The 11,799-nt window shown below is 69.4% G+C and carries 13 protein-coding genes; 4 read left to right on the top strand and 9 right to left on the bottom strand.

Translation table 11 applies throughout. The features are described 5' to 3' along the window. The first annotated feature begins 122 nt into the window (after positions 1-122). The 3 genes from pheS to C8E96_RS28550 all read left to right on the top strand — a co-directional run bounded on the left by pheS (position 123) and on the right by C8E96_RS28550 (position 5,412). Complete coding sequence (pheS, locus tag C8E96_RS28560; protein WP_091383232.1) at positions 123-1,190, top strand: phenylalanine--tRNA ligase subunit alpha; 1,068 nt, start codon at positions 123-125, stop codon at positions 1,188-1,190. After that, positions 1,191-3,713: a phenylalanine--tRNA ligase subunit beta gene (pheT, locus tag C8E96_RS28555; protein ID WP_091383233.1), complete on the top strand. Its 2,523-nt coding sequence runs from the start codon at positions 1,191-1,193 to the stop codon at positions 3,711-3,713. Between the two features lie 136 nt (positions 3,714-3,849). Continuing rightward, positions 3,850-5,412, top strand: a complete 1,563-nt coding sequence (locus tag C8E96_RS28550) for an alpha/beta hydrolase (protein WP_091383234.1) — start codon at positions 3,850-3,852, stop codon at positions 5,410-5,412. On the opposite strand, the gene C8E96_RS28545 is transcribed toward C8E96_RS28550, so the two are convergent. Together C8E96_RS28545 and C8E96_RS28540 are read right to left on the bottom strand one after the other, a co-directional pair. Beyond that, entirely contained in the window at positions 5,409-5,744 is a 336-nt protein-coding gene (locus C8E96_RS28545) for a DMT family transporter (protein WP_091383235.1), read from the bottom strand. The two genes, C8E96_RS28550 and C8E96_RS28545, sit on opposite strands and share 4 nt — an antisense overlap. After that, positions 5,744-6,094, bottom strand: coding sequence for a DMT family transporter (locus tag C8E96_RS28540; protein WP_228770258.1), 351 nt, complete (start codon positions 6,092-6,094; stop codon positions 5,744-5,746). Before C8E96_RS28540 ends, C8E96_RS28545 begins: the two co-directional genes overlap by 1 nt. A gap of 56 nt (positions 6,095-6,150) precedes the next feature. Between C8E96_RS28540 and C8E96_RS28535 the strand changes: the two genes are divergently transcribed. Then, positions 6,151-6,504, top strand: coding sequence for a MerR family transcriptional regulator (locus C8E96_RS28535; protein ID WP_091383236.1), 354 nt, complete (start codon positions 6,151-6,153; stop codon positions 6,502-6,504). Between the two features lie 2 nt (positions 6,505-6,506). On the opposite strand, the gene C8E96_RS28530 is transcribed toward C8E96_RS28535, so the two are convergent. The 7 genes from C8E96_RS28530 to C8E96_RS28500 all read right to left on the bottom strand — a co-directional run bounded on the left by C8E96_RS28530 (position 6,507) and on the right by C8E96_RS28500 (position 11,724). Beyond that, on the bottom strand, positions 6,507-7,181 hold the full coding sequence (locus C8E96_RS28530) for a DNA alkylation repair protein (protein ID WP_228770259.1): 675 nt from the start codon (positions 7,179-7,181) through the stop codon (positions 6,507-6,509). Between the two features lie 2 nt (positions 7,182-7,183). After that, positions 7,184-7,366 (bottom strand): DUF397 domain-containing protein, encoded by a 183-nt coding sequence (locus tag C8E96_RS28525; RefSeq protein ID WP_091383238.1) that lies wholly within the window; start codon positions 7,364-7,366, stop codon positions 7,184-7,186. A 6-nt stretch (positions 7,367-7,372) separates the two neighbouring features. Further along, complete coding sequence (locus tag C8E96_RS28520; protein WP_091383239.1) at positions 7,373-8,215, bottom strand: helix-turn-helix domain-containing protein; 843 nt, start codon at positions 8,213-8,215, stop codon at positions 7,373-7,375. Between the two features lie 71 nt (positions 8,216-8,286). Then, positions 8,287-8,715, bottom strand: a complete 429-nt coding sequence (locus C8E96_RS28515) for an NUDIX hydrolase (RefSeq protein ID WP_091383240.1) — start codon at positions 8,713-8,715, stop codon at positions 8,287-8,289. Between the two features lie 117 nt (positions 8,716-8,832). Continuing rightward, a complete protein-coding gene (locus C8E96_RS28510) occupies positions 8,833-9,873 on the bottom strand; it encodes a zinc-dependent dehydrogenase (RefSeq protein WP_091383241.1) in 1,041 nt (346 codons plus the stop codon). Then, on the bottom strand, positions 9,870-10,316 hold the full coding sequence (locus C8E96_RS28505; RefSeq protein WP_091383242.1) for a PTS sugar transporter subunit IIA: 447 nt from the start codon (positions 10,314-10,316) through the stop codon (positions 9,870-9,872). Before C8E96_RS28505 ends, C8E96_RS28510 begins: the two co-directional genes overlap by 4 nt. Next, a complete protein-coding gene (locus tag C8E96_RS28500; RefSeq protein ID WP_091383243.1) occupies positions 10,309-11,724 on the bottom strand; it encodes a PTS mannitol transporter subunit IICB in 1,416 nt (471 codons plus the stop codon). The genes C8E96_RS28505 and C8E96_RS28500 overlap by 8 nt, the downstream gene beginning before the upstream one ends. Positions 11,725-11,799: the final 75 nt, after the last annotated feature.

The raw sequence follows: 11,799 nt of genomic DNA, 5'->3' as shown, positions 1-11,799 counted from the left end.
AGATGTCCCCGAGGTAACTCGATGGGGACGCTCGACCTCCATCGCCTAGGATCAAGCTGCTCACCCGGCCGATCGGGTGTACCGCTCGGCCATCACAGGACCTCGGGAGCTGTCCACCAACCATGTCCGGAGCCAACGACCCGTACGACCCCAAAGAGGTCGCGGCGCTCTCACCGGAGACCCTGCAGGCCGCTGTCGAGAAGGCGCGCGAGGAGTTCTCCGCCGCCGCCGACCTCGACGCGCTCGCCGCGGTGAAGCCCGCCCACCTGGGTGACAAGTCCCCCCTCCTGCAGGCCCGCCGCGAGATCGGCGCGCTGCCTCCCAAGGCGCGTTCCGAGGCGGGCAAGCGGGTCAACGAGGCCCAGGTCCTGATCAACGCCGCCTTCGACGAGCGCCGCGCGGTCTTACAAGCCGAGCGTGACGAGCACGTGCTCCGCGAGGAGGGCGTCGACGTCACGCTGCCGTGGGACCGCACCCCCAGGGGCGCCCGCCACCCGCTGACCACGCTGTCCGAGCGGGTCGCCGACGTGTTCGTCGGCATGGGCTACGAGGTGGCCGAGGGCCCCGAGGTCGAGACCGAGTGGTTCAACTTCGACGCGCTGAACTTCAAGAAGGACCACCCCGCGCGCACCATGCAGGACACGTTCTACGTGGCCCCGGAGAACTCGGGCCTGGTGCTGCGCACACACACCTCGCCGGTGCAGATCCGCTCGCTGCTGGGTCGTGAGCTGCCGGTCTACGTCGTCTGCCCCGGCCGGGTCTACCGCACCGACGCCCTGGACGCGACGCACACGCCGGTGTTCCACCAGGTCGAGGGCCTCGCCGTCGACAAGGGCCTGACGATGGCCCACCTCAAGGGCACGCTCGACGCGTTCGCCCGGGCCATGTTCGGCCCCGACGCGCGGGTCCGGCTGCGCCCGTCGTACTTCCCGTTCACCGAGCCCTCCGCGGAGCTCGACGTGTGGTTCGCCGAGAAGAAGGGCGGCCCCGGCTGGATCGAGTGGGGTGGCTGCGGCATGGTCAACCCCAACGTCCTGCGCGCCTGCGGCGTCGACCCGGAGGTCTACTCCGGTTTCGCGTTCGGCATGGGCCTGGAACGCACTCTCCAGTTCCGCAACGGCATCCCCGACATGCGCGACATGGTCGAGGGCGATGTCCGGTTCACCCTTCCCTTCGGCACGGAGGCGTAGTTGAGGATCCCCGTCAGCTGGCTCATCCAGCAGCTTGAGCTCACCGAGGAACACCGGGACCTCACCGCCGAGCAGATCGCGGACGCGTTCGTCCGGGTCGGCATGGAGGTGGAGGAGATCAGCACGCTCGGGCCGGTCACCGGTCCGCTCGTGGTCGGCCGGGTGGCCGAGATCGAGGAGCTCACCGAGTTCAAGAAGCCCATCCGCTTCGTCACCGTCGAGCTTGGCGACCCCGAAGACGTCGACTCCGACGACCCGGACGCGCTTCCGGCGTCCACGCAGGTCATCTGCGGTGCGACCAACTTCGTCGAGGGCGACTTGGTCGTCGTCGCGCTGCCCGGCGCCGTCCTGCCCGGCGACTTCAAGATCACCGCGCGCGAGACCTACGGCCGCGTCAGCAAGGGCATGATCTGCTCCGCGCGGGAGCTGAACCTGGGCGACGACCACGCCGGGATCATGGTCCTGCCCACCGGCGAGACCGCCCCCGGCGACGACGCGATCGACCTGCTCGGCCTGACCGACAAGGTCATCGAGCTGGCCCTGACCCCCGACCGCGGCTACTGCTTCTCGGTGCGCGGCCTGGCCCGTGAGCTGGCCTGCGCGTTCGACCTGCGGATGATCGACCCGGCCGCCATCGAGGTGCCCGAGGCCGACTCCGAGTCCGTGCCGGTCACCATCGAGGACTCCGACGGCTGCGCCCGGTTCGTGGTCCGCCGCGTCACCGGTGTCGACCCGACCGCGCCGACGCCGTGGTGGATCCACCGCAGGCTGATGCTCGCGGGCATCCGCTCGATCTCGCTGGCCGTCGACATCACCAACTACGTGATGCTCGAGATGGGCCAGCCGATGCACGCCTTCGACACCACCAAGCTCAAGGGCGGTCTCTCGATCCGCCGGGCGAAGGCGGGGGAGAAGCTGGTCACCCTCGACGACGTGACCCGCACGCTCGACCCCGACGACATCGTCGTGTGCGACCAGACCGGCCCGATTTCGCTCGCCGGTGTCATGGGCGGCGCGAGCACCGAGGTCAGCGCCGAGTCCACCGACATCCTGCTCGAAGCGGCCATCTGGGACCCGGCTTCCATCGCCCGCGCGGTACGCAGGCACAAGCTGCCGAGTGAGGCGTCCAAGCGCTTCGAGCGCGTGGTCGACCCGGCGCTGCCGCCCGCCGCGCTGGAGCGGGCAGCGCGCCTGCTCCGCGAGCACGGCGAAGGCAGCATCCAGCCCGGCCGCACCGACGTGGGCAACCCGACCGCGCCCGCGGCCCTCACCATGGCCATGGACCTGCCCGACCGCGTGGCGGGCATCCGCTACGACCGCGGCGTCACGGTCTCCCGACTGCAGCAGATCGGCTGCCTGGTCGACTTCGGCACCGGCGAGGACGGCAAGCCGAGCGTCACCGTGCACCCGCCGACGTGGCGCGCCGACCTCACCCAGCCCGCCGACCTGGTGGAGGAGGTGCTGCGCCTGCAGGGTTACGACACGATCCCGTCGGTGCTGCCGCCCGCGCCCGCCGGTCAGGGCCTGAGCCCGAAGCAGCGGCGTCAGCGCGCTGTCTCCCGTTCGCTCGCCGAGGCGGGCTACGTCGAGGTGCTGCCGTTCCCGTTCGTCGCCAAGACGGTCTGGGACCAGTTGGGTCTCGCGGAGGACGACATCCGCAGGCGCACCCTGTCGGTGAGCAACCCGCTGGAGGCCGACCGCGCCGAGCTGGCGTCAACGCTGCTGCCGGGGATGCTCGATGTGTTGTCGCGCAACGTCTCCCGTGGCGCGAAGGACGTCGCGATCTTCCACATCGGACAGGTCGTGCTGCCGCGCACCGAGCGGGTCCCGATGCCCGAGGTGGGCGTCGAGGGCAGGCCCAGTGACGAGGACCTCCTCCAGCTCAACGGCACCCTGCCGGTGCAGCCCGCGCACGTCGCCGTGGTCCTCGCGGGCCACCGGCAGCGCGCGGGCTGGTGGGGCAAGGGCGAGCAGGCGAGCTGGGCCGACGCGGTCGAGGCGGCCAAGACCGTCGCCCGGGCCGCCGGGGTCGAGCTGACCGTCCACAAGGCCGACCTGGCCCCGTGGCACCCGGGTCGGTGCGCGCAGCTGCGCGTCGGCGGGTTCCCCGTCGGGCACGCGGGTGAGCTGCACCCGAAGGTCACCGAGGCGATGGGTCTTCCCGCGCGCACCTGCGCGATGGAGATCGACTTGGACGCGCTGCCGCTGACCGAGCGCAGGCCCGTGCCGCGCGTCTCGCCGTACCCGCCGGTGCTGCTCGACGTGGCGCTGGTCGTCGACGACGAGGTGCCCGCCGAGGAGCTGTCCGACGCGTTGCGTGCGGGCGGCGGCGAGCTGCTCGAAGACCTGAGCCTGTTCGACGTGTACACCGGTGAGCAGGTCGGCGAGGGCAAGCGGTCGCTGGCGTACTCGCTGCGCTTCCGCGCGGCGGACCGCACGCTGAAAGTGGACGAGGCGACAGCGGCGCGGGATGCTGCGGTGGCTACGGCGGCCGAGCGTTTCGGCGCCGCGCTGCGCGCGTGACACCAATGGCCCACGACGGCTGAGTGTTTTCTCCAGTCCCCACCGAGAACGCGGCGCGGTGCGGTTCCCCTGTGGAGCCGCACCGGGCAGCATCGGGTGATCCGGTTCGTCGACCGGACATGATCTAAGGGGCACTGTGAGGAAGATCGTGGCCGCCGCCGCGGCTGTGGGTGTCGTGGCGGGAACCGTCCTTCTGACGCCGACTGTGGGCGCGTCCCAGGAGCCGATCGTCTGGGGTCCGTGCGAGCGTCCGGAGTTGGTGTTGCGTGGGGCGGAATGCGGGAAGCTCGAAGTCCCGCTGAACCACGCGGATCCGGCAGGCGCGAAGATCAAGCTCGCGGTGTCGCGGATCAAGGCGACGGTGCCCGCGGACCAGTACCAGGGCGTCATGCTGATCAACCCGGGCGGACCCGGCGGCGCCGGGCTCGGCTTGGCCGTGCTGGGCGAGCGGGTGCCGAACGGCGCGGGGAAGGCCTACGACTGGGTGGGTCTCGACCCGCGTGGGGTCGGGGCGAGTGAGCCCTCGCTGTCGTGCGACAGCGGGTATTTCACGTACAACCGGCCGTACTACGTGCCGGTGTCGCGTGACCTCGAACAGACGTGGCTCGACCGGTCCAAGGGGTATGCCAAGGCCTGCGAGGCCGCGGGCGGCGACCTGCTGGGGCACCTGCGCACGGTCGACACGGTCCAGGACATGGACCTCCTGCGTGCGGCGCTCGGCGAGGAGAAGCTCAACTTCTACGGGTACTCCTACGGCAGCTACCTCGGCCAGGTCTACTCGACGCTGTTCCCCGAGCGGGTGCGCCGGATGGTCCTCGACGGCGTGGTCGACCCGCGAAGCGTCTGGTACCAGCTCAATCTCAACCAGGACGTGGCGTTCGACCGGAACATCAAGATCTACTTCGACTGGCTCGCCAAGCACGATGATGCGTACCACCTGGGCACCGACGGGCGGGCGATCGAGGCCGGGTACTACGCCGAGTTGGAGAAGCTGCGGCAGACGCCCGCCGGTGGGGTGATCGGCCCGGACGAGTTGGCGGACGTGTTCCTGCGGGCCGCGTATTTCGTGTACGGCTGGACGGATCTGGCGTCCGCGTACTCGAAGTACCGTGGTGCGGGCGACATCGCCGGGATCAAGGCGCTCTGGGATGGGATCAACAGTCAGAAACCGGGGTCGGACAACAGTTACGCGATGTACCTGGGCGTCCAGTGCACGGACGCGCCGTGGCCGACGAACTGGGACCGCTGGCGGGCCGACAACTGGCGGATCTACGCGACCGCGCCGTTCGAGACGTGGAGCAACGCCTGGTACAACGCGCCTTGCGTGCATTGGGCGGGAAAGCCGGGCAAGCCCATCGAGGTCGACGGCTCGAAGGCGCCGCCGGTGCTGCTGATCAGCGAGACCCTGGACGGCGCCACGTCGTTCGAGGGCGCGCTTGAGGTCCGCGACCGCTTCCCGAACTCGGCCCTGATCGAGGGCGTCGGCGGCACCACCCACTCGTCGAGCCTGTTCGGCAACCTCTGCGTCGACAACCAGGTGGCCGACTACCTGGCCACCGGCGAACTCCCGCGACGCGAGCCGGGCCGGGTGTCCGACAGCAAGTGCGACCCGCACCCGCAGCCCACACCGGGCGTGCGGGCAGCGTCGGACAACGCGGGCGACTGGACGCGGACGGTGTTCCGGCCCGGACACCCCTAGTCGGGTGCCGTCCGGTCGGAAAGCTTGAGCCAGACGACGCCCGCGATGATCACGGCGAGCCAGAACGCCTTGACCGGCGTGAGGGTTTCGCTGAAGAAGAGGGGGCCGAGCAGGGCGGCTCCGACGGCGCCGATGCCTGCCCAGACGGCGTAGCCGATGCCCACGTCGATGGTGCGCAGGGCGAGGCTGAGGGCGAACAGGGTCAGCAGGAAGAACACGACCGCCACGAGCGACCAGGACAGCACGGTGAAGCCCTGGCTGCCCCCGACGGACAGGGCGTAGCCGATCTCGAAGGCTCCGGCGAGCAGGAGCGCGAGCCAGGCGCGGGTCATCACGCCGCCCCGCTGAGCTGCAGGCCGACGACGCCGACGATGACGGCGGCGATGCCGAGGAGCTTGCGCCAGCCGACCCGCTCGCCGAGCAGCAGCGCGCCGAGGACGACGATCCCGACGCCTGCCACGGAGGTCCAGATCGCGTAGCCGACGCCGACGTCGAAGGTGAGCAGCGCCAGGCTGAGGAAGTAGGTGGCGATACCGCCGCTGACCAGCGTGGCGGCGGTCCAGGCGGGTCGGGTGAAGCCGTGGGCTTTGCCCGCGGAGATGGCGACGGTGATCTCGAAGATCACGGCGATGCCGAGGTACAGCCAGTGCATGGCGGGTGTCCAGTCCTTGAGGTGGGTCACGCGGGTGCCCTGCCATCGTGGAACCTCACACCGGTGTCAAGTGCAAGACTGGGTCCATGCGCATCGGTGAACTGGCGGACGCGAGCGGGGTCAGCACCCGGTCCCTGCGGTACTACGAGGAGCACGGGCTGATCCGCTCCGAGCGCACGCCGGGCGGGTGGCGCGACTTCGACAGCGCCATGGTCGAGCGGGTGGTCATGATCCAGCACCTGTTCGCGGCCGGCCTGTCCAGCGCCACCATCAACGAGTTGCTCCCGTGCCTGGAGGCCCCACCTGAGGAGCGCACCGGAGTCATGGAGCGGTTGCTCGCCCAGGAAGTCGAGCGCCTCGAAGCCAAGCGGCGCGACCTGGATCGTGAACTCGACACGCTGCGGGCGCTTCGCAGTGAAACGGCCTTGTCCGTGAAGTGAGGTCAGAGGTGTTTGAGCGCCTCACGGCGGGACAGGGGTGACAGCTCGGGGTGGGTTTCGACGAAGTGGCGCACCCAGCCCGGGTCGGTTTTCGCGTACTCGCGCAGCGCCCACCCGATCGCCTTGCGCAGGAAGAAGTCCGGGTCGTCCAGTGTGGACTCGATGGTGTCGGTCAGCAGGTCGGTGTCGGTGGCGTCGCGGGCCTTGAGCTGGCAGAGGACTGAGGTGCGGCGCTTCCAGCGGTCCGGGTCGGTGGCCCAGGCGCGCATGGTGGGGGTGAGGACGTCGGGGTGGGCGAGTACCAGCGGGCCGACTCGGCGGGCAGCGAGCTCGTCGACGAAGTCCCACCAGGCCCCGGTGACGATCATTTCCTCGTAGAGGGGGAGTAGGTCGAGGCCGTTCCAGGGGGTGTAACGCTTGTGGGCGAGCAGGTCGAGGGCGACGTAGCGCTCCTCGCGGTACGTGGCGTCGCGCCAGAGTTCGGTGACGGCGGCGATCCAGTCGGCGCGGTCGGTGAAGACGTGCTCGGCGAACAGGGTGCGGACCAGTGCCGTCCGCTCGGGCTTGGGGACGCCGCGGAAGGGCATGTCGGACTTCATGTAGCGCTGCATCTCGGGTGCCCGCGCCGGGTCGCCGACCTCGGCCAACCCGGCTCGCACGGCCTCGATGAACTCCACGCTCAGCGGAAGCTGACTAGGGCCGATCGCCAGGCTCGCTCGGAGACGACCAGCGCGCCCGCCTCAGGCTTCTTGGAATCCCGCACACCCACGGTCCCCGGCACGAACGCGACCTCGACACACTCTGTTTCCGTGTCGCCAGTGCTGCGGCTGGACTTGCGCCACCGTGCGTGATCAAGATCCATCGTGTTTCACCTTCGTCGGTATTCGAGGGCCACGCGGCGGAGGAACTTCACCGATTCGGCTGAACTCAGTGCTTCTCCGAGCATCTTATCCAGACTTGCGTGACACTTCCCGACTTCACCAGGGTCATCAGTGAAGATCATGACCGAGGTATCGAAGTGCAGCACTGTCGGCGCCTTGCTGAATTGCAGGAGGCCGTAGTTGCTGTCGGAACCTTCCCACCTGGGCAGATCGAAGGGGGCCACACGAATGTCGATGTGTGGCAGTTCTGCTAGGTCGGCGAGGTGCTGGACCTGTTCGGCCATCACCTGGGCGCTTCCGACGATCCGCCGAAGGGCGGACTCGTCCAGCATGGCGAGGTACTTGGGCGCTCGTGGCTTCCGGAGAACTGCCTGCCGCTCCAACCGAGCCTTGATGCCATGCTCGGCTTCCTCGCCGCCGATTCCGACGGCGTGCACCAAAGTGCGGATGTAGCTGGGGGTTTGCAGCAAGCCGGGTATTCGAACCATGTTGACGTGCGAGATCCAGGTGGCCTGCGCTTCGAACGCCGCCAGGATGGGCTGCTTGGTCACGCGGATGGCGGAGAGCAGGCTCCACCAGGTCGGTGACAGTGGGCTGCTGATCAGTGTGAGGATGCGTTTGCGTTCAAGTTTGGGGACGGCGTAGACGGTCAAGAGGGCGGCGGCGGATTCGGGGCTGGTCGGGCGGATGCCGTTCTCCATCCGATTCAGGCTGGCGTTGGAGAAGCCCGCCTTCTCGGCCGCGACCGAGGTGCTCATTTCGGCTGCCGCGCGCAGTTCGGCGAACAGGCTGCCGATCGCGCGGTCCCTGGCGGTGTCGTGCTTGGTCATCTGATCATCTCACCAGGGGACACGGTGATCAGCCATTGCCCGATCGGGGACGAGATTTCACCCCCGGAAACTCAACTGGCCAGTCGACCCGTCGCCGGTCGGGTGCGCAGCAGGGCCAGTGCGGTGTCGAGCATCTCGGCGTGGACCAGGTCGGCGACCTCGTCGAGGTCGAACCAGGCGGCCATGTCCGAGCTGCCGCCGACCTCGAACCGCAGTTCCCCGCCGACGACCCGTCCCTCGTAGATCACGCGCACGCCGTGGAAGTCCGGTCGCACGATCGTGTCGATGCCGAGCAGGGTGTCGATTTCGGCGATATACCCGGTTTCCTCTTCGACCTCGCGGATCGCGCCGTCCATCGGGTGCTCGCCGAAGTCGACCCCGCCGCCGGGCAGCATCCACACCGGGCCTTTCGGGCTGACCCAGCGCGAGAGCAGCACCTTGCCGTCGTCGACACAGATCACGTAGGCGGCGAGCCGGGTCTTGCGCGGGTTCGCGGACATGGATTCCCTTCGGGCGGGTGCGGGCCGGGGTAACCCCCAGCCCGCACCCTATCGCCGAGACCCGACCACTGTGATGGACATTCGACCGCCGCCTAAGGGGACCGTGAGGCGGACTGGTCACGGCTCGATGGTGACCTTGATCCCTTCCCCCGCCGCCACGATCCTGATCGCCTCCGACACCTGCGACAGCGGCAGCCGGTGGGTGATCAGGTCGAGCACGGGCACGCCGCCGGAGGCGATGAGGTCGAGCGCGTCCCGGTTGTCGGCGGGGCTGGAGCCGTTGGCTCCCACGATGGCGAGTTCGCGGTAGTGCACCAGGTTGGAGTCCAGGGTGATGGTCGGCGCGGTCTTGGGCAGGCCGCCGAAGAAGCTGATCCGACCGCCCCGCGCGGTCATCTGCAGCGCGTCCTGCTGGGCGGCACCGGACGCGGCCGCGGTGATCACCACGTCCGCGCCGCGGCCGTCGGTCAGCTTCAGCACCTCGTCGGCGATGTCCACTTCGGACCCGCAGATGGCCGCGTCCGGCCGCACGACGGCGGCGGACATGTCGAGCCTGCCCCTGTTCAGGTCCGCGAGGAACACCTGCCGAGCGCCGCGGGCGCGCGCGAGCCGCACGTGCAGGCATCCGATCGGCCCGGCGCCGACCACCACCACGACGTCGCCCGTGCCCACCCCGGCGAGCATCTGCCCGTTGATCACGCAGGCCAGCGGCTCGGCCACCGATGCCTCGGCGAAGCTCACGCCGTCCGGGATGCGGTTGAGCCCGTCGACCCGCAGCACCGCCTCCGGCACGATGAGGTACTCGGCGAACCCGCCGTCGTACTGGTAGCCGACCGACGTCTGGTCCGGGCAGACCGTCATCCGGCCGCGGCTGCACTCGTAGCAGATCCCGCACGGCACCGCGGCGATCACCTGCACGCGGTCGCCTGCCGCCCATCCCTCCACTTCGGACCCGACCTCGACCACCTCACCGGCGATCTCGTGGCCGATGACCCGCGGCGGCGAGAGGTTCTGGTGGCCGTGGTTGAAGATCTTCACGTCGGTCCCGCACGTGGAGCAGTTGCGCACCCGGATCTTGACCTCGGCTGCCGTGGGAGTCGGCTCCGGCACGTCCTGCAGCCGCAGGTCTCCCGGTGCGTAGAAGCGAGCGACCCTCATTCGTCGATACCCTTTCCGATCGAGTGCAACAGGTCGTACACGTCGTCCGCGGTGGACGAGGTGCGCAGGGTGTGGGCCTGGTCCGGTTCCATCAGGATTCGGGCGAGCGCGGAGAGCACCGCGACGTGCTCGTCTCCCTTGGCCGCGATGGCGACGCAGATGGTCACCGTGTTGCCGTTCCAGTCGACGCCGTCCGGGAACTGGAGAACCCCGAGCGTGGTGCGCCGGACCAGGGCCCGGGCGGCGTCGGTCCCGTGCGGGATCGCGACGCCTTCGCCGATATAGGTGGTGACGGAGCGCTCGCGGTCGACCATGGTCTGGGCGTAGCCGGGGTCGACGGCGCCGAGCTCGTCGAGCAGCGCACCGGACTGGGCGATGGCGTCCCACTTGTCGGCCGCGGTCAGGCCGAGCCGTATGCCGTTCCTCGCGAGGACATCAGCCACGGATCTCGCCGCCTTCGCGGATGGCGGCCTCGACCCGGTCGAACGCCGGGTCGCCGAGGAAGGACGTGAACTCCACGACCACCGCGCCAGGCGCGACCTGCCGTGCCCGCGCGGCGAGGTCGGTGTGGGTCAGCACGAGCTCGGTGCCCGCGGGGATCTCGTTGATCGACTTGTGGGTGACGCTCACGCCGTAGGGCTTGAGCCGCTTGGTCAGCTGGCCCGCCAGCATCACGCTGCTGCCCATCCCCGCGTCGCACGCGACGACGATCCCGGTCACGCCCTTGCCCTCGATCGCGTGGGCGGGTCCGGCGTCGGGCACGGTCTCGGGTGGGCTGTCCGCCGCCTGCTCGGCTGACGATCGGCCGAAGCCGAGGAGCGCGGCTGCCACGACGAAGGAGACTCCGGTGGCGACCACGATCGCGGCGAGGACACCGAAGTAGCCGCCCTTGGGCGTCACCGCGAGGTAGGCGAAGATGCTGCCCGGCGACGGGGTGGCGACCAGGCCCGCGCCGGTGGCCAGCGAGGTGCCGACACCGGCCGCGCCGCCCGCGATGGCGGCCAGGATGAGCCGCGGCTTCATGAGCACGTACGGGAAGTAGATCTCGTGGATGCCCCCGAGGAAGTGGATGACCATCGCGCCGGGCACCGACGGGCGCAGCAGCCGCGGGCCGAAGAGCAGGTAGGCGATGAGGATGCCGAGGCCGGGACCAGGGTTGGTCTCGATCATGAACAGCACGGACTTGCCGGTCTCGGTCACCTGCTGCACGCCGAGCGGGGCCAGCACGCCGTGGTTGAGCGCGTTGTTGAGGAACAGGACCTTGGCCGGTTCCACAATGATCGACACCAGGGGCAGCAGGTTGCTGCTCACCAGCGCGTCGACCCCGCTGCCCGCGGCCTTCGTCAGCGTCTGGACTACCGGGCCGACCCCGAGCGCGCCCGCGACCGCCATCGCCCCGCCGAGGATGCCCGCGCTGAAGTTCGCGACCAGCATCTCGAACCCGGCCTTGGTGCGGCCCGCGAGATAGTCGTCGACCAGTTTGAGCAGGTATGCCGTCAGCGGCCCGATGAGCATCGCGCCGAGGAACATGGGCACGTCGGTGCCGACCACCACGCCGATCGTCGCGACGGCACCGACCACCGCACCGCGCTGTCCGTGCACCAGCCTGCCGCCGGTGTAGCCGATGAGCACCGGCAGCAGCACGGTGATCATCGGCCCGACGAGCTTGGCCAGTGTCTCGTTGGGCAGCCAGCCTGCCGGGATGAACAGCGCGGTGATCAGTCCCCACGCGATGAACGCGGCGATATTGGGCATGATCATGCCCGCGAGCTGGGCCCCGAACCGCTGGACCCGGGCTCTGATGCCGGTGCCCGGCACGTGTTTCAAGTCGTCTAATGCCGGTGTCGTCATCGACCTAACCTCCACCACCGTGCTCATGTGAGCGGGAGAACTTGCATGTGAGCGGAGTTCAGTACACTTGTGACG

Source organism: Actinokineospora alba (genome assembly GCF_004362515.1).
Taxonomy (GTDB): domain Bacteria; phylum Actinomycetota; class Actinomycetes; order Mycobacteriales; family Pseudonocardiaceae; genus Actinokineospora; species Actinokineospora alba.
This window is presented reverse-complemented; position numbering and strand designations above follow the sequence as displayed.